Annotated in this window: 16 protein-coding genes; 13 read left to right on the top strand and 3 right to left on the bottom strand. The window is 41.6% G+C overall.

Annotated features, from left to right (window positions below):
- Positions 1–133: 133 nt before the first annotated feature.
- Positions 134–1,831: a gamma-glutamyltransferase gene (ggt, locus tag BM192_RS15370; protein WP_051759874.1), complete on the top strand. Its 1,698-nt coding sequence runs from the start codon at positions 134–136 to the stop codon at positions 1,829–1,831.
- Positions 1,832–2,211: 380 nt separating this feature from the next.
- On the opposite strand, the gene BM192_RS15365 is transcribed toward ggt, so the two are convergent.
- Positions 2,212–4,083 (bottom strand): DEAD/DEAH box helicase, encoded by a 1,872-nt coding sequence (locus tag BM192_RS15365; RefSeq protein ID WP_037440779.1) that lies wholly within the window; start codon positions 4,081–4,083, stop codon positions 2,212–2,214.
- Between the two features lie 84 nt (positions 4,084–4,167).
- Positions 4,168–4,626, bottom strand: coding sequence for a DUF4293 domain-containing protein (locus tag BM192_RS15360; protein WP_037440787.1), 459 nt, complete (start codon positions 4,624–4,626; stop codon positions 4,168–4,170).
- A 52-nt stretch (positions 4,627–4,678) separates the two neighbouring features.
- Here BM192_RS15360 and truA point away from each other — a divergent pair, with 52 nt between their 5' ends.
- The 12 genes from truA to BM192_RS15300 all read left to right on the top strand — a co-directional run bounded on the left by truA (position 4,679) and on the right by BM192_RS15300 (position 16,930).
- Positions 4,679–5,464 carry a tRNA pseudouridine(38-40) synthase TruA gene (gene truA / locus BM192_RS15355; RefSeq protein ID WP_262496568.1) on the top strand — a complete coding sequence of 262 codons (786 nt, stop codon included), beginning with the start codon at positions 4,679–4,681 and terminating at the stop codon, positions 5,462–5,464.
- A gap of 1 nt (position 5,465) precedes the next feature.
- On the top strand, positions 5,466–7,238 hold the full coding sequence (locus BM192_RS15350) for an ABC transporter ATP-binding protein (RefSeq protein ID WP_170844858.1): 1,773 nt from the start codon (positions 5,466–5,468) through the stop codon (positions 7,236–7,238).
- A gap of 83 nt (positions 7,239–7,321) precedes the next feature.
- The gene (gene sucD, locus BM192_RS15345) at positions 7,322–8,194 is read left to right on the top strand and encodes a succinate--CoA ligase subunit alpha (protein WP_037440790.1); all 873 of its coding nucleotides are present in this window, start codon (positions 7,322–7,324) and stop codon (positions 8,192–8,194) included.
- Positions 8,195–8,353: 159 nt separating this feature from the next.
- Positions 8,354–8,842: a methionine-R-sulfoxide reductase gene (locus tag BM192_RS15340; protein ID WP_037440791.1), complete on the top strand. Its 489-nt coding sequence runs from the start codon at positions 8,354–8,356 to the stop codon at positions 8,840–8,842.
- A gap of 109 nt (positions 8,843–8,951) precedes the next feature.
- Positions 8,952–9,335, top strand: a complete 384-nt coding sequence (locus BM192_RS15335) for a septal ring lytic transglycosylase RlpA family protein (protein ID WP_037440824.1) — start codon at positions 8,952–8,954, stop codon at positions 9,333–9,335.
- A gap of 310 nt (positions 9,336–9,645) precedes the next feature.
- Positions 9,646–10,623, top strand: a complete 978-nt coding sequence (locus BM192_RS15330; RefSeq protein ID WP_037440826.1) for a ribonucleoside-diphosphate reductase small subunit — start codon at positions 9,646–9,648, stop codon at positions 10,621–10,623.
- 55 nt (positions 10,624–10,678) lie between these two features.
- A complete protein-coding gene (locus BM192_RS15325; RefSeq protein ID WP_037440793.1) occupies positions 10,679–13,057 on the top strand; it encodes a ribonucleoside-diphosphate reductase subunit alpha in 2,379 nt (792 codons plus the stop codon).
- 147 nt (positions 13,058–13,204) lie between these two features.
- Positions 13,205–13,408 (top strand): cysteine-rich CWC family protein, encoded by a 204-nt coding sequence (locus BM192_RS15320; protein ID WP_074589099.1) that lies wholly within the window; start codon positions 13,205–13,207, stop codon positions 13,406–13,408.
- Between the two features lie 62 nt (positions 13,409–13,470).
- Positions 13,471–14,346 carry a carbon-nitrogen hydrolase gene (locus BM192_RS15315; RefSeq protein WP_037440794.1) on the top strand — a complete coding sequence of 292 codons (876 nt, stop codon included), beginning with the start codon at positions 13,471–13,473 and terminating at the stop codon, positions 14,344–14,346.
- Positions 14,330–15,385 (top strand): agmatine deiminase family protein, encoded by a 1,056-nt coding sequence (locus tag BM192_RS15310; RefSeq protein WP_037440796.1) that lies wholly within the window; start codon positions 14,330–14,332, stop codon positions 15,383–15,385. Before BM192_RS15315 ends, BM192_RS15310 begins: the two co-directional genes overlap by 17 nt.
- 81 nt (positions 15,386–15,466) lie before the next feature.
- On the top strand, positions 15,467–16,210 hold the full coding sequence (fabG, locus tag BM192_RS15305) for a 3-oxoacyl-[acyl-carrier-protein] reductase (RefSeq protein ID WP_037440799.1): 744 nt from the start codon (positions 15,467–15,469) through the stop codon (positions 16,208–16,210).
- 108 nt (positions 16,211–16,318) lie between these two features.
- Positions 16,319–16,930, top strand: a complete 612-nt coding sequence (locus tag BM192_RS15300) for a trimeric intracellular cation channel family protein (RefSeq protein ID WP_037440800.1) — start codon at positions 16,319–16,321, stop codon at positions 16,928–16,930.
- Here BM192_RS15300 and BM192_RS15295 read toward each other — a convergent pair.
- The gene (locus BM192_RS15295; RefSeq protein WP_037440804.1) at positions 16,927–17,226 is read right to left on the bottom strand and encodes an FtsB family cell division protein; all 300 of its coding nucleotides are present in this window, start codon (positions 17,224–17,226) and stop codon (positions 16,927–16,929) included. The two genes, BM192_RS15300 and BM192_RS15295, sit on opposite strands and share 4 nt — an antisense overlap.
- Positions 17,227–17,390: the final 164 nt, after the last annotated feature.

Here is a 17,390-nt window from a genome sequence, read left to right as displayed (position 1 = left end):
TTAAGATGTGTGGAAGAGAGTTTTCCGAAGGCTGAATACCTTTGGAAAACTCTTTTTTATTACAACCTTTATGGCATGAAAGATGCGGATTGAACGCCGTAGCTGTAAGCTGATAAAATAAAATCTATTATCAATGAAATTCAAAAAAGTAGTCCTTTCGGCAGTGTTCTATGCAGTGCTTCTGGAAGGCTTCAGTGTTACTGCCGCTTTTGCTCAAGGGCAAAACCAATTTAAAAACGCTGCAGTAGTCACTGCGCATCCTGAGGCTTCCAAAGTGGGCGTGGAAATTTTGAAAAAGGGTGGCAATGCTATAGATGCTGCTGTGGCTGTACAGTTTGCACTAGCGGTAGTCTATCCGAATGCAGGCAATATCGGAGGTGGAGGTTTTCTGGTTTACAGAAATAGCAAAGGCCTGACCGATGCATTAGACTATCGGGAAAAGGCGCCTGGTAAGGCGAAACGAGATATGTATCTCGATGAGAAAGGAAACGCGATTACAGATAAAAGTTTATATGGTGCACTGGCATCTGGTGTCCCCGGTACAGTAGATGGCATGGTTCGCGCCCATTTTAAATATGGTAAAATCAGCTGGAAGAAAGACTTGCAGCCAGCTATAGATCTCGCTACTAACGGTTTTAAGTTAACCAGCCAACAGGCTGCTGAGCTGAATAAGAATAAAGAAGGTTTTTTAAAATACAATGATTACAAACCAGCTTTTGTAAAGGACGGGCTTTGGAAAGAGGGCGATCTGCTTAAACAGCCGCAACTCGCTAAGACGCTAAGACTCATCCGTGATAAAGGTCGTGGAGGTTTCTATGACGGACCTGTAGCTGCGGCTATAGTGAAGTCTATGGCACATACTTCAGGACTGATCACCGCTGCAGATCTGAAAGACTACAGGGCTGTATGGAGAACGCCGTTAAAAGGTTCCTATCTGAATTATAATGTGATTTCTATGCCACCTCCTTCCAGTGGCGGGATTGCTCTGCTAACTATGCTTAAACAAGCTTCCAGTTTTCCTTTAAAGGAATGGGGTTTCCAGCGTGATTCGACCGTTCAGTTGATGGTAGAAACGGAAAGAAGAGCCTATGCCGACCGCGCCGGATACCTTGGTGATCCCGATTTCTTTAAAGTGCCGCAAAAAGCATTATTAGATACAAATTACATGCTTTCCAGAATAAAAGATCTGAACTTTAGCAAGGCTACGCCAAGTTCTGAGGTTAGCGAAGGTAAATTGCCAGTTTATGAAAGTGAGCAAACAACTCATTATTCCATCGTCGATAATCAAGGAGATGCTGTTTCTGCTACCACGACATTGAATGGTTCCTATGGCTCGCTGGTGGTTGTTAATGGTGGTGGTTTTATTCTGAATAATGAAATGGATGATTTCTCTGTGAAACCGGGTACGCCTAATATGTATGGCCTTGTCGGAGGAGAAGCTAATTCAATTATTGCAGGTAAAAGAATGCTGAGCTCAATGACTCCCACTATAATAGAAGAAAACGGGCAGCTTAGAATGGTTGTGGGAACACCGGGAGGATCGACTATTATAACCTCAGTTTATCAGACTATATTGAATGTACTAGCCTTTGGTAAAGACATGCAGTCTGCAGTTGCTGCCCCAAGGTTCCATCATCAATGGCTGCCGGATGAGGTGTATGTAGAGGAAGGAGCAATTAGCCCGGAAACTCGTAAAAATCTCGAGGCTAAAGGTTATAAGATAACGCCAAGAGGTCCGATGGGTAGGGTAGATGCGATCCTGATCCGAAAGGATGGTTTACTGGAAACGGGTGCCGATCCGAGGGGAAATGATACCGGCGCAGGCTATTAAAAAAGAACAAAAAAAAGAGAGGGTATATCATGTTTTGACAATGATATACCCTCTCTTTTTTTTTGTCAGTCTTTTTGTAAAAGCTTCTATTCAATTATCTTCATACTATAGAGTGTGTTTCGTCATTGTATCGAACCTCGTTGCAATTACATTCTATCTTCCTTCATACTTTCTTCAAATCCGATCGAAGGAAGTACGAAGGAAGTCCGAAGAAACAGTGAACGAACTATGAAGGATATGTTGACGAAACCAGCACATGAGTCTGTTAACCTCTGGTTAATACTTCCATGGAGTACAGGCATATACTATTCTCCGTAAATCCAAATAAAAAAGCCAAGCGATATGCCTGGCTTTTTTTATTTGGATTGAATGGGAGATGATTAAGATCTGCGTCTTCTTTCACCGCTGCCCTCACGTGGTTTTCCAGAGAAATCTCTGAATCCGCCGCCACCAGTGCTGCTGCCACCTTCACGTCTGCCGCTTCCGCCAGATGATCTTCTGTCACCGCCACCGTAGCTTTTTCTTTCGCCACCACCGTAACTTTTGCGTTCTCCGCCACCACTATAGCTTTTTCTTTCGCCACCACCGAAACCGCCTCTGCGTTCGCCACCACCGCGGCTTGTGCTTTCAGCTGCATCACCTGATTTTTCGATTCTTACACCACGGTTGTTAAACTGGATGTCTTTGAAATTGCTGAATAAGGTATCTACACTTGCATTTTCGACCTCGAAGAATGAATAAACACCTTTAAGATCAATTTTACCAATGTTTTTACCGCTAATTTTGCCGTTGTTGCAAACAAAAGATAATAAGTCACCTCTGGTGAATTCATCTACTGAACCAACGTTGATAAATAAACGGGTATAATCACTGTTTCTCGCGCCTCTGGCACCACGTTCTCCGCGATCGCCACGATCATCTGCAGCTGCATTCAGATCCGGTGCGTTTTTGTAATATTCCAGGAAACGGTTAAACTCGAGTGAAGCAAAACGTTTGATCACGTCTTCTTTGCTTAATTCAGCAAATTCATCCATGATTCTTGGAATGTACTGGTCAATCTGGCCATCATTAACTTCAACATTGTGAACTTTATGAACCAGGGAGAACAGTTGTTTTTCACACACGTCAAATCCTGTAGGCAATTCAGCTTTGGTAAATGATTTACCAATTATACGCTCAATCTGACGGATTTTACCGATCTCTTTAGAGTTGATGATACAGATTGAGATACCTGTTTTACCAGCTCTTCCTGTACGACCACTTCTGTGTGTGTAACTTTCAATTTCATCCGGAAGGGAATAGTTGATTACGTGTGTTACGTTGTTTACGTCAATACCACGTGCTGCTACGTCTGTAGCGATCAATAACTGCATATTGCGGTCACGGAAACGCTGCATTACCTTGTCACGTTGTTGTTGTGAAAGGTCACCGTGTAAAGCATCGGCGTTATAGCCGTCTTTAATCAGGTTTTCAGCTACGTCTTGTGTATCCATTTTGGTTTTACAAAAAACAACAGCGAAAATTTCAGGATTAAAATCTACAATACGTTTTAAAGCAGCATATTTATCTCTTGCACGTACGATATAGTACTCATGCTCAATATTTACGTTACCAGTATTTTTGGTTCCCATGGTTAACTCCGTAGGGTTATCCATATAGTTCCGGGCTATTTTCCTTACCTCAGGCGGCATAGTCGCTGAGAATAACCATGTTTTCTTGTCGTCAGGAGTAGTAGACAAAATATCATTAATGTCTTCCTGGAAGCCCATGTTCAGCATTTCATCAGCTTCATCAAGAACTACGTATTTCACATTACTGAAATCAATAGCCTTACGACCGATAATATCTAACATACGACCCGGTGTAGCCACAACTATTTGTACACCGTTTCTGATTTCACGCAATTGCTGCATAATGTTTGCGCCACCATATACGGCAACAACACTAGCACCAGGCGTGTTTTTTGAATAATTTTTGATGTCGCTAGCGATCTGCAAGCAAAGCTCTCTGGTAGGGCATAGAATTAATGCCTGAGGCTTGTTCGTATTGAAATCTATCAGTTCAATAAGCGGCAATCCGAATGCTGCCGTTTTTCCTGTTCCTGTTTGGGCCAAACCAACAAAATCGTTATTGCCCTCTAACAGCACAGGAATAGCTTGTTCCTGAATAGGTGTTGGATTTTCGAAACCTAAATCCTTTACGGCATTAACAACGTCATCACTTATCCCCAATAATTTAAATGGGTTTGTCATTATAACTTTATTTATTAAGCCGCAAAGGTACGCTTATTTTCCGGTATTTGTTTGGTACATAACCAAATAATAATATAGAGGGGTCTATCGGAGTCTGTCAGCAGAACGAATAAGGAGCTCATCCTGACGGATTCCCCTGTAAGCCAGTGCACAAAATATCAATGCGATTACAGGAAGTCCTACTCCCACGTGGAATGAAGCACCTTCAAGTCCTCCCGGAAGTGCGGTTGCTGCCATACCTGCCCACACTGATAATCCAATAATGAAGACGGAAATCAACCAGATTAGTTTTTTCTGCAGGTCGCGGTTTTTGAAAAAAAAGATATTGACAAGACAAAGCAGGCCAGTTACAAGGGTCAATCCGAAAAGCGCAGTCTGAGAAACCACTTGGCGGAAAGCGGTATTGGTTTTTTCATAGATTCCGCCTATCTGAAACCAGATTTCTCCAGCCTCAGCCTGACGAGTAACTAATGGAAGGATCAACAGGATAAGCAATGTAATTGCTGCCAAAAAAAGCCATACAGACTGTACTCTTTGTATCATATCAATTTAATAATTTGCAACAAATATATTAAATCACAATTAAACGCCTGTCTTGTTAATTGGAAAAAAGTATTTTTGTCTGATATTGGATACGCAACGTTTTTTTATTGAACTGGCTTATGACGGCACAGCATATCATGGCTGGCAGGTTCAGCCAAATGCGGTAACCGTTCAGCAGGAACTGGACCGCGCACTTTCTGTTTTCTTCAGGCAGCCGGTAGAAACACTTGGCTGCGGCCGTACTGATGCGGGCGTGCATGCAACGCAATTTTTTGCGCATGCAGACCTGGCAGGGATCAGTGAAGAGCGTGCGGTTTCCGCTGTTAGTAATATCAACGCTTTGCTTCCCTATCAGATTGCTGTCAGCCGGATCTTTAAAGTTCATGAAAATGCGCATGCACGTTTCGATGCCACTGCCCGTTCTTATGAATATCATTTCCATTTCCGGAAAGATCCTTTTAGCCTGGGGAGATCCTGGTTATATAAGGGAGTACTTGATATCGAAGCGATGAATGTCGCTGCTGCACAACTGATGCAGTATACCGATTTCAGCAGTTTCAGTAAATCGAACACTTCAACTGCAACAAATAATTGTAAGATTACCGCGGCCTCTTTCAGGGAAACCGAAAATGGTCTCGTTTTTTGTATCACTGCAGATCGTTTTTTGCGTAACATGGTCCGGGCAATTGTAGGGACGCTGGTCATGGTAGGAAGACACGAGATTGGTGCCAGTGAACTGGAAGAGATTATACGCAGCAAAAACAGGAGCAACGCCGGCCAGTCGGTGCCTGCCTGTGGTCTTTATCTGGTCAGGATTGTTTATCCATATGTAGATTAATATGTCAAAAATTACGGGCGATGCATTTAATGTGAGTTTGCTGAAACGGGTCTTTCAGTATGTTAAACCCTACAGGCGTATTTTTATCTGGTCTGTTATCCTTACGATTTTACTGGCATTGCTTGCACCAGTCCGCCCGTTTCTGATTAAATATACGCTCGATAACTATATCCTGAAAGGGGAGTACAACGGACTATTAATGATGACCATTGTGATGCTGGTACTGCTGGTGTTGCAGAGTGTAGTACAATACAGTCATACTTTACTCACCAATACGCTGGGACAATCGGCTATCCGCGATCTTCGGATCAATGTGTTTAACCATATCAGCCGGCTAAAACTAAAGTATTTTGATAAGACACCAATTGGGCAGCTGATTACCCGAACTGTTTCAGATCTGGAAACAATTTCTGATATTTTCTCTGAAGGCCTGATCGTGATTATCGGAGATATACTGCAGGTTGTTGTCATTATCGGGGTGATGTTTTATGCTGACTGGGAACTCACTGTCGTTGTACTATTGCCGATGCCAATTTTAATGATCGCTACTTCTGTGTTTCAGAAGGCGATTAAATCTGCATTCCAGGAGATCAGATCGGAAGTGTCTAACCTGAATACTTATCTACAGGAACATATCACCGGAATTTCCATTATCCAGTATTTTGCGAGGGAGAAGCAAGAGTACCGCAAATTCGTACAGATCAATGAACGTTACAGAGATGCGAATATCCGGTCCAACTGGTATTATTCTATATTTTTTCCGGTTGTAGAGGTCATCTCGGCAATGTCATTAGGACTGCTCGTCTGGTACGGGTCTAAAAGTATCCTCGCTAAACCACTGGATGTAACGCCAGGTACCATTGCGGAATTTATTCTATATATCGGTATGTTATTCCGCCCGATCCGTGAACTTGCAGATAAATTCAACACTCTTCAGATGGGGATGGTCGGAGCAGAGCGTGTATTTAAAGTGCTGGATACGCAGGAAATGACAGTGAATGAAGGAACACTTCAACCTGCGGTAATGGCAGGGAATATCCGCTTCGATAAGGTTTGGTTTTCCTATGTGGAAGGACAGCATGTACTGCGTGATCTGAGCTTTGAAGTTAAGGCTGGGCAGACGGTCGCACTGGTAGGTGCCACGGGTGCAGGAAAGTCTTCAACTATAAATATTTTAAATCGATTTTATGAAATTACCAGCGGGGAAGTTACTATCGATGGGCACCCGATAAAGGATTATGAATTGAGCTACCTCCGTGGACATATTGCTACTGTATTACAGGATGTTTTCCTGTTTTCCGATACTATCTATAATAATATTACATTAAATAATCCGGATATCGGCCTGGATCGGGTAGTGGATGCGGCTCGAAAAGTGGGTGCACATGACTTTATTATGCAGTTGCCGGGTGGTTATCAGTATAATGTAATGGAGCGTGGTGCCACACTTTCTGCGGGACAAGCGCAGCTTATTTCGTTCATCAGGGCACTCGTTCATAACCCTTCCATATTAGTGCTGGATGAGGCTACTTCGTCTGTTGATACGGAGACGGAAATGCTTATTCAGCACGCTATAGATAATCTGATGCAGGATCGTACCTCAATTGTCATTGCTCACCGTCTTTCTACTATTCAGAAAGCAGATCAGATTATTGTGCTGGAAAAGGGCGAGATTATGGAGCGGGGAACGCATCAGGAATTATTGAAAATAGATGGCTATTATAAACGGTTGTATGATCTTCAGTTCCATTCAGGCGGGATAGTGAAATCTTAAGTTTTTTTCTTTTTATTATTGTGACAAATAGGATTTGGCATTCCATTCAATAATCTTAGATTTGCATAAAAAAAAATAGATACATGAGTGTTTTAGTAAATAAAGATTCGAAAGTAATTGTACAAGGTTTTACCGGAAATGAAGGTACTTACCATGCTTCACAAATGATAGAATACGGAACTAATGTAGTTGGCGGGGTTACTCCTGGTAAGGGCGGACAAACTCATCTGGAAAGACCGGTTTTTAACACGGTTAAAGATGCAGTTGATAAAGCTGGCGCTAATGTATCTATCATCTTTGTTCCACCAGCATTTGCTGCGGACGCTATCATGGAAGCTGCTGAAGCTGGAATTAAAGTTATTGTATGTATTACTGAAGGTATCCCGACAAAGGATATGATTCAGGTTAAAGAATATATTGCTGATAAAGACTGCCGTTTAATCGGTCCTAATTGTCCTGGTATCATTACTGCTGATGAAGCTAAAATTGGTATTATGCCAGGTTTTATCTTCAAAAAAGGTACAGTTGGTGTTGTTTCTAAATCAGGAACGCTTACTTATGAAGCAGTTGACCAGGTTGTTAAAGCTGGTTTAGGCATTACTACTGCTATCGGTATTGGTGGTGACCCGATCATTGGTACAACAACCAAACAAGCGGTTGAATTGCTAATGAACGATCCTGAAACTGAAGGTATCATCATGATTGGTGAAATCGGTGGTGGTATGGAAGCAGAAGCTGCTTTATGGATCAAAGAAAATGGCACAAAACCAGTTGTAGGTTTTATCGCTGGACAAACTGCTCCTGCAGGCCGTAGAATGGGTCATGCCGGTGCGATTGTTGGTGGTGCTGACGATACTGCTGCTGCCAAAATGAAAATTATGGCTGAGTGTGGTATCCGTGTGGTAGAAAGTCCTGCTGAAATCGGTGAAGCTATGGCTGAACTGCTTAAAAAATAGTTTTTGGATTAATCATCCTCAAAACCTTTCCGGCAAATCCGGGAAGGTTTTTTTTTGCCCTGTAATTAAATCCGGATGTTTGCGTTAGCCGTATATGAAATGACACAGAAGATCCCTGGGAATCCAGTTTGTTCATTCTCTTAAAACAATTACATACATATGAAACGTTTAAGTTCAATAATCAATAATTTAGTACTGTTTGCCGGATTCCTCTTGCTGGGTAGTCTGCAGGCATGTGCCCAGAAACCTGCTCAGGTTCCGGTTAAAAAAAACACGAATGCTATGGAATGGAATAAATTAACCAAGGAAGAAGAAGATGTAATTGTCCGCAAAGGGACCGAGTATCCGGGAACCGGTGAATTACTCAATAATACAGCAAAAGGTACTTATACCTGTAAAAGATGCAATGCACCTTTGTACCGTTCAGAGACTAAATTTGATGCACAGTGCGGATGGCCAAGTTTTGACGATGAGATAAAAGGGGCCGTTTTACGTATTCCGGATGCTGACGGATCACGTACCGAAATCGTATGTGCAAACTGTAAAGCCCACCTCGGACACGTATTTGTTGGTGAAGGATTTACCGCTAAAAGTACACGTCATTGTGTCAACTCAGTCTCTATGAATTTCGTTCCTGACGCGAAGTAAAGCAAGTTCGGAATTACGTAAATACCCGATGATCAGGTCATTGGGTATTTTTGTTTTGGAGGGGTAGATGTTTTTTGTTTATCTTTGGCTCTTCACCAACAAAAATTATATGAAATATTGTTTGCTTTTATGCAGCATATTCCTGTTTTTAAAAGTTCAGGCGCAGGAAGATACTACAGGGTTAGACAGTACAGCAACTATAAAAAGTGGTCTTGCTACTTACTATCATAGAAAGTTTGAGGGCCGCAAAACGTCCAGTGGTGTCCGGTATCGGAAGAGTCGTTTTACAGCTGCGCATCGTTCCCTCCCTTTCGGAACAATGGTTACGGTTACTAATATAAGTAATGGGAAAAGCGTTACGGTAAAAATCAACGACCGCGGGCCCTTCACCAAAAAATACATTATTGATGTTTCCGAGAGTGCCGCGAAAGAAATAGGTATTTTTGGCAAAGGCCACTCTAAAGTAAAGATCTCCTACGACGTTGAATCGTAATTTCTTCAACAGCGACACCTTCACAATCCAAATCTAATCCGTAAACAATCTGTCAGTTTTTTCGCACAGTGTGGATAACTACGTCCGCTTGTGAACAACTATTGCTATTGTTTGAAAGTCGCAGGGATTATATTTGTTTATAACAAAAGTAACCGGGGGTTAGTCCGTAGTTTACGTGTAAACGTTTAATTGTTAAATCATTAAGTTTTTCTATGCCAGCTTCACGTTTTAAAAAATCCACTCCGCCTGCCGAAGGAATGAATGTAGTGGTGAAGTCATGCTGGAGAGACGTCAAATAAAAATAAATCCTATGGTAGAAGAAGAAGAAGTATTACTGAGAGAAAATAAAGACCGTTTTGTGCTTTTGCCCATCAAGTATCCTGAAATCTGGGAGATGTACAAAAAGAGCGAAGCCAGTTTCTGGACCGCTGAAGAAATTGATCTTTCTGACGATCAGAAACACTGGGATAATCTGAATGATGGTGAGCGTCACTTTATTTCTCATATTCTGGCCTTCTTTTCTGCGAGCGACGGTATTGTAAACGAAAACCTGGCGGTAAACTTCATGAGCGAAGTGCAGTTACCGGAAGCCCGCTGTTTTTATGGTTTCCAGATCATGATGGAAAACATTCATTCGGAAACTTACGCTTTGCTGATCGATACTTATATTAAAGATGAAGCAGAAAAAGACAGGCTTTTCCATGCAATAGATACGGTTCCCTGCGTAAAGAAAAAAGCGGAATGGGCATTGCGCTGGATTGACAACGGAAATTTTGCAGAAAGATTGGTTGCATTTGCTGCTGTTGAAGGTATTTTCTTCAGCGGAAGTTTCTGTTCAATCTTCTGGTTGAAAAAACGTGGTCTGATGCCAGGGCTTACATTCAGTAATGAGTTGATCTCCAGGGATGAGGGGATGCATTGCGAATTCGCCTGCCTGCTGTACAAAATGCTGAAGAACAGGTTAACACAGGAAGCAGTACATGGTATCATTAAAAATGCAGTTGAAATTGAAAAAGAATTTGTGACTGATGCATTGCCTGTTGCTTTAATTGGTATGAATGCAAAACTAATGTCTCAGTACATTGAATTTGTAGCAGACAGATGGTCAGCTGAACTCGGCTATGATAAAATATATCATGCAACTAATCCGTTTGATTTCATGGAGATGATCTCCCTGCAGGGCAAAACAAACTTCTTTGAGAAAAGGGTTGGTGACTATCAGAAAAGTGGAGTATTAACTTCTTCGGAAGACAAAGCATCGGCTTTCTCACTTGATGATGATTTTTAGATAATTAATTAATTTCCGGCCGGCTTGCACCGGCATGGTCAAAAAATAAAGAGATATGTTCGTAGAAAAAAGAGATGGCCGCAAAGAAGCCGTGCGGTTTGATAAAATTACAGCACGCATCGAAAAACTCTGCTATGGCTTTAATGCAGAGCTGGTTGATCCTATTGATGTGGCTAAAAAGGTAATTGAAGGTCTGTATGACGGCGTTACCACCTCCGAGCTGGATAACCTGGCTGCGGAAACAGCAGCTTCCCTGACTACAAAGCATCCGGATTATGCTTTGCTTGCCTCAAGAATTGCTGTGTCAAATTTACATAAGAACACCACGAAGTCGTTTTCTAAGACGATGGAAATGTTGTACAAATATATAGATCCTAAAACGGATAAGTCTGCTTCGCTAATTGCAGAAGACGTTTGGGAGGTTATCCAGGAGAATGCAGACCTGTTGGACAGCACTATTATTTATGACCGCGATTTTGGTTTTGATTACTTCGGGTTCAAAACACTTGAAAAATCTTATTTGCTTAAAGTAAACGGTCAGATTGTGGAGCGTCCGCAACATCTATTTATGCGTGTTGCTGTAGGTATCCACAAATCAGATATCGAAAGTGCAATTGCTACATATAACCTAATGAGTGAGCGTTGGTTTACACATGCTACCCCTACGTTATTTAATGCAGCGACTCCAAAACCACAGATGTCTTCCTGCTTCCTGTTAACTATGCAGGATGATAGTATTGAGGGAATCTATGATACGTTAAAACAAACTGCTAAGATATCTCAGAGTGCAGGTGGTATCGGACTGAGTATTCATAATGTGCGTGCTACTGGTTCTTATATCAGCGGTACCAATGGAACCAGTAACGGTATTGTTCCTATGCTAAAGGTATTTAATGATACTGCGCGTTATGTAGACCAGGGTGGTGGCAAGCGGAAAGGTGCTTTTGCTATCTATCTTGAGCCATGGCATGCTGATGTAATCGCATTCCTGGACCTGCGTAAAAATCATGGTAAAGAGGAAATGCGTGCGCGTGACCTATTCTATGCCCTTTGGGTAAGTGATTTGTTTATGCAACGTGTGGAAGCTAATGAGGACTGGAGTTTATTCTGTCCGCATGAAGCTCCTGGTCTGGCAGATTGCTTCGGTGAAGAGTTTAATGCTTTATACGAGCGTTACGAAAAAGAAGGAAGAGCGCGTAAAACTATCAAAGCGCAGGAATTATGGTTTGCTATTCTGGATTCACAGATAGAAACCGGTACGCCTTATTTGTTATATAAGGACGCTGCGAACAGTAAATCTAATCAGCAGAATCTGGGTACAATCAAAAGCTCTAACCTTTGTACTGAAATTATAGAATATACGTCTAAAGATGAGGTTGCTGTTTGTAACCTGGCTTCCCTGGCATTGCCGCGTTATGTTATTAACGGAGAGTTCGATCATCAGCGTTTATATGACGTCACTTACCAGGTTACAATTAACCTGAACAAAATCATAGATCACAATTACTATCCAATAGAAGAAGCAAGAAATTCCAATATGCGTCACCGTCCGGTTGGGCTGGGTGTACAAGGATTGGCAGATGCTTTTATTCTGATGCGTTTACCTTTCGAGAGTGAAGCTGCAAAAGAGCTCAACAAAGAGATTTTTGAAACGATCTATTTTGCTGCAATGACTGCTTCTCATGATCTGGCAGTTAAAGAAGGTGCTTATCAGACTTTTGAGGGTTCTCCATTGTCAAAGGGTAAATTCCAGTTTGATCTTTGGAATGTTAAACCGGAAAGTAATCGTTGGGACTGGGAAACTTTACGTACCAAAGTAATGAAAGATGGTGTACGTAACTCGCTGCTTGTAGCGCCAATGCCTACTGCATCGACATCTCAGATTCTGGGTAATAATGAATGTTTTGAGCCATATACGTCAAATATTTATACAAGAAGAGTATTAAGCGGAGAGTTTATCGTCGTTAATAAACATTTGTTGAAAGACCTGGTCGCTCTTGGTTTATGGACTCCGGCTATGAAAGACAGGATTATCCTCGCTAACGGATCTATTCAGCATATTGCAGAGATTCCTGACTATATCAAAGAACTCTACAAAACAGTATGGGAAATTAAAATGCGCAGTATAATCGATATGGCTGCTGACAGGGGAGCTTATATCTGCCAGTCACAATCGCTGAATCTGTTTATCAATGCTCCAAATACTTCTAAACTGACCTCGATGCATTTCTATGCCTGGAAGAAAGGTTTGAAAACAGGTATGTATTATTTACGTACGCAGGCTGCCTCCCAAGCGGTTAAATTTACTGTCGAGAATCAGGCTGGTAAAAATATGGAACCCGTTATTCCGGCTCAGATTGATCAGGCAGTGGAGGAAATTACTGATGGCCCGGTATGTTCAATGGAAGAAGGTTGTATTAGCTGTTCAGGTTAATTCATAATTATATTATAATTTACAAGGCTGTTTAACTCTGTTAAGCAGCCTTTTTATTTAAAAGGGAATTTATTATGCCGTAAACCTATTGTCATTTTAAACGGCAAGCAGAACTGCATTAATTCCTGATCTTGTATCTTTGTAATAATGGCTAAACACGAAATCATACCTTGCGAACGCTGTGGTACACCTATAGAGTGTAAGGCCAATTCTTATACCAAATGCCAGTGCAGTGTGGTTCATCTGGACCTGAATGAAGTACAGTACATTAGTGAAAACTATGAGAGCTGCCTTTGTGCGGCCTGCCTTTTCGCTTTACAGCAGGAATACAGAGACACTATTGGTTCCTGAAGCTTACACACATCTTTTATTTTTTTTGGCTAACTTTGCAATAAATTATTTGTTAATAAAGAATGGCTAAAGTACAAGTTGGATTGGTGCAGATGAGTTGTACCAGTAACAAACAAGAAAATTTAGATAAAGCAATCGTAAAAATCCGTGAAATTGCAGCACAGGGGGCACAGGTTGTCTGTCTGCAGGAGCTTTTTACATCGCTTTATTTCTGCGATGAAGAGAACTATGACAACTTCAAACTGGCAGAAAGTATTCCGGGTCCGTCTACAGATGCCTTATCGGTAATTGCAGCAGAACTGAACGTGGTAATCATTGCTTCTCTCTTTGAAAAAAGAGCAGCTGGAATCTACCACAATACAACTGCTGTACTGGATGCTGATGGCGCTTACCTTGGTAAGTACCGTAAGATGCATATTCCTGATGATCCGGGATTTTATGAGAAATTTTATTTTACACCTGGTGATCTTGGTTATAAGGTGTTCAAAACTAAATATGCGAAAATTGGTGTATTGATCTGCTGGGATCAGTGGTACCCTGAAGCTGCTCGTTTAACAGCGCTTATGGGAGCAGATTTCCTGGTTTACCCGACAGCTATTGGCTGGGCAACTACTCAGGATGAAGAAACCAATAAAGAGCAGTATAACGCATGGCAGACTATTCAGCGTTCCCACGCTATTGCCAATGGCATACCTGTAGTTAGTATTAACCGTGTGGGAGAAGAAGCAGGTGTTTCTTTCTGGGGAGGTTCCTTTGTGTCTAATCCTTTTGGCTCGTTGTTATACCAGGCTTCTCATAGTGCAGAGGAATTGAAGGTTGTAGAACTTGATCTTTCTAAGTCGGATAGTTACCGGACACACTGGCCTTTTTTAAGGGACAGAAGAATTGATAGTTACGGACAAATCACTAAAAGATATTTAGATGACGAGTCTATTTGATAATTCGCCGAAGAAAGCGGGATACCGCTTTCCGGCTGAATGGGAAAAACATGAAGCTACCTGGCTGACATGGCCTCATAAAGAGGCATCATGGCCTGGAAAACTGGATAAGATTTATGCGCCTTATTGCGAATTCATTAAGGTTGTGGCTAAAGGTGAAAAGGTAAGAATCAATGTGAATGACGAAGCTACCAAAGCTTTTGCTACCAGTAAGTTAGTGGAAGCTGGCGCAGACCTTAGTCAGATTGAATTCTATTTTAATCCAAGTAATGATGCCTGGTGCCGGGATCACGGGCCTGCATTTCTGGTAAATCCTGGAACTGCTGAACCTAAAATGATCGTGGACTGGGGTTATAACGCTTGGGGAGGTAAATATCCTCCTTTTGAGCAGGATGACGTTATTCCAACACGCATAGGTGATCATTTTGGTCTGCCTGTATTTCACCCTGGAATAGTTATGGAAGGAGGTTCTGTGGAGTTTAACGGGGCTGGTACTATTCTGACTTCCAGAGCATGTTTGTTGAACGAGAATAGAAACCCGGAACTGAACCAGGAACAGATCGAAACCTTTCTGAAGGAGTGTTACGGAGCTGAACAGGTACTTTGGGTTGGAGACGGTATTGTCGGTGATGACACTGATGGGCATATTGATGATATCACCAGATTTGTAAACGCTAATACGGTATTAACTGTGTTAGAATCTAATCCTCTTGATGAGAATTATCTCTTGCTTCAGGAAAACCTGGAAGAGTTAAAGGCTATGCGCTTATTAAATGGAGAGCCTTTACACATTCTAAAGTTACCTATGCCTTCACCTGTGATTTATGAAGATACAAGGTTACCTGCTTCCTATGCAAATTTCTATATTGCAAATGCTGCAGTAATTGTACCTACTTTTCGTGATGTAAATGACGAACCTGCATTGGAAATTATCCGTCAGGCATTTCCCGATAGGGAAGTTGTTGGTATTGATTCGACTGACATCATCTGGGGACTAGGAAGCTTTCACTGCCTTAGTCAGCAGGAGCCGGCTATTTAATTGCTGGCAAACGGCATACTGAAATAAACTAATTGAAAATGTGGTGGTCGCAGAATCAGCACAGATTAAAAAAATATACGAATGAAATTATTAGCAGGAAAAACAGCATTGATTACTGGTGCTTCTAAAGGGATTGGCCGTAAGATCGCGGAGAAATTTGCGGAGCAGGGAGCTCATGTAGCGTTTACGTATTTATCTTCTGTCGAGAAAGGGCAGGCTTTAGAGCAAGAACTTCAGGCATACGGTACAACGGTAAAAGGGTATCGTTCCGATGCATCTAAATTTGATGAAGCTGAGAAATTGATTGCAGATATCATTGCAGATTTTGGAACACTCGACATTGTAGTTAACAATGCAGGGATTACGAAAGACGGTTTACTGATGCGTATGAGCGAAGAGAACTGGGACGATGTATTGAATGTGAACCTTAAATCTGTATTTAATGTGACTAAGGCAGCTTCGAAAATTATGATGAAAAACCGGAAGGGTGTATTTATCAATTTAAGTTCTGTAGTTGGTGTTCAGGGTAATGCGGGGCAGGCTAATTATGCGGCTTCAAAGGCAGGAATTATCGGTTTTTCTAAATCGGTTGCTAAAGAGCTGGGTTCGAGAAATATCCGTACAAATGTCGTGGCTCCTGGCTTTATCAGAACAGAAATGACTGAAGTACTCGACCCTAAAGTGGTTAAAGGCTGGGAAGATGGTATTCCATTGAAACGTGCCGGAGAAGCCGAAGATGTAGCTAATGTCTGTGTATTCTTAGCGTCCGATATGAGTGCTTATGTAACCGGACAAGTCCTGTCTGTTTGCGGCGGAATGTTATAGGCTCGAATTAATATAAAAAAGGTAAAGCTTCATAGATTATGGGGCTTTACCTTTTTTTATGCGCTTTCTTTTTCTTCATCAGGTTTAATTCGCACATTAGGGTAAGATATGGAATTCACCACCACACAAACAATTGAAATACTGGGGACGATTGCTTTTGCGATTTCAGGCTCATTTGCGGCTATGCAGCGGCGTCTTGACCCGTTCGGAGTATTAATCATAGCTTTTGTGACTTCTATCGGTGGAGGTACTGTAAGGGATATGCTGCTTGGGGATACTCCGGTTAAATGGATGCGGGATGTGAATTACTGTCTGCTGATTCTGATTACGTCCCTGCTGACTATCTTTTTCAAAACTCATATCAAGAAATTCAAGATCACCCTTTTCCTGTTCGATTCACTGGGACTCGGACTTTTTACGGTACTCGGCATTCAAAAGGGGATAGCCTTTGGGCTCAGCCCGGGTATCTGCATTGCCCTTGGAACGATTACAGGATGTTTTGGTGGAATTATCAGGGATACGTTGTTGAACACTATACCACTGATTTTCAGAAAAGAGATCTACGCGACTGCTTGTATTAGTGGAGGGTTACTTTATTTCGCCCTGCTGCAGTTTAACCTGAAAGCGGATGTAACCAAGATCCTGGTGATTGTATTTATTTTCGCTTTGCGGATATTTGTAGTAAGGTATAAACTGGCGCTGCCTAAATTCGGCTACTAGTCTTTAGCATCTTCGCGGATAATCACAAAGACATCTTCATTATCCTTTTTCATGAAATACTTTTCGCGGGCAAATTTCTCTGCAGTATTGAGATTGGTGTTCAATTCGTTGAGATCCTTTTTTACCTTGGCGGTTTCTATCTCATAAAAATCCTTCTCTTGCTGGAGTTTATGGACTTCTGTGCGGTATTCATATTGAGAGAGCATATCATTCTTGTCGAAAAATAACATCCATACCGCAAACGCTGCGGTTGACAGGAAGTATTTGTTTCTGAAAATGTCGAATAATCTGTTCATTGTATCAAACTTACATAAATTCCTTTTTATGTACAATATAATTGCCTTGCATATAAAAAAGATTTACCGGTCTCTCCTCAACCCATGAAAACATCATTTATGCAGGAAATAGATAAAAAAAAACATCCGCTGGTATTTCGCGGATGTTTTTAAAGGATTAAAAT

Source organism: Pedobacter antarcticus (genome assembly GCF_900112985.1).
In the GTDB taxonomy this organism is placed as follows: Bacteria; Bacteroidota; Bacteroidia; order Sphingobacteriales; family Sphingobacteriaceae; genus Pedobacter; species Pedobacter antarcticus.
Note: the sequence above shows the minus strand (reverse complement) of the source record. Positions and strands in the feature narration are given on the sequence as shown.

What these genes read in the sequence shown, in the direction of transcription:
- ggt (WP_051759874.1), top strand. Translation starts at nt 134, where the DNA reads ATGAAATTCAAAAAAGTAGTCCTTTCGGCAGTGTTCTATGCAGTGCTT.
- BM192_RS15365 (WP_037440779.1), bottom strand. Translation starts at nt 4,083, where the DNA reads ATGACAAACCCATTTAAATTATTGGGGATAAGTGATGACGTTGTTAAT.
- BM192_RS15360 (WP_037440787.1), bottom strand. Translation starts at nt 4,626, where the DNA reads ATGATACAAAGAGTACAGTCTGTATGGCTTTTTTTGGCAGCAATTACA.
- BM192_RS15350 (WP_170844858.1), top strand. Translation starts at nt 5,466, where the DNA reads ATGTCAAAAATTACGGGCGATGCATTTAATGTGAGTTTGCTGAAACGG.
- sucD (WP_037440790.1), top strand. Translation starts at nt 7,322, where the DNA reads ATGAGTGTTTTAGTAAATAAAGATTCGAAAGTAATTGTACAAGGTTTT.
- BM192_RS15340 (WP_037440791.1), top strand. Translation starts at nt 8,354, where the DNA reads ATGAAACGTTTAAGTTCAATAATCAATAATTTAGTACTGTTTGCCGGA.
- BM192_RS15335 (WP_037440824.1), top strand. Translation starts at nt 8,952, where the DNA reads ATGAAATATTGTTTGCTTTTATGCAGCATATTCCTGTTTTTAAAAGTT.
- BM192_RS15330 (WP_037440826.1), top strand. Translation starts at nt 9,646, where the DNA reads ATGGTAGAAGAAGAAGAAGTATTACTGAGAGAAAATAAAGACCGTTTT.
- BM192_RS15325 (WP_037440793.1), top strand. Translation starts at nt 10,679, where the DNA reads ATGTTCGTAGAAAAAAGAGATGGCCGCAAAGAAGCCGTGCGGTTTGAT.
- BM192_RS15320 (WP_074589099.1), top strand. Translation starts at nt 13,205, where the DNA reads ATGGCTAAACACGAAATCATACCTTGCGAACGCTGTGGTACACCTATA.
- BM192_RS15315 (WP_037440794.1), top strand. Translation starts at nt 13,471, where the DNA reads ATGGCTAAAGTACAAGTTGGATTGGTGCAGATGAGTTGTACCAGTAAC.
- BM192_RS15310 (WP_037440796.1), top strand. Translation starts at nt 14,330, where the DNA reads ATGACGAGTCTATTTGATAATTCGCCGAAGAAAGCGGGATACCGCTTT.
- fabG (WP_037440799.1), top strand. Translation starts at nt 15,467, where the DNA reads ATGAAATTATTAGCAGGAAAAACAGCATTGATTACTGGTGCTTCTAAA.
- BM192_RS15300 (WP_037440800.1), top strand. Translation starts at nt 16,319, where the DNA reads ATGGAATTCACCACCACACAAACAATTGAAATACTGGGGACGATTGCT.
- BM192_RS15295 (WP_037440804.1), bottom strand. Translation starts at nt 17,226, where the DNA reads ATGAACAGATTATTCGACATTTTCAGAAACAAATACTTCCTGTCAACC.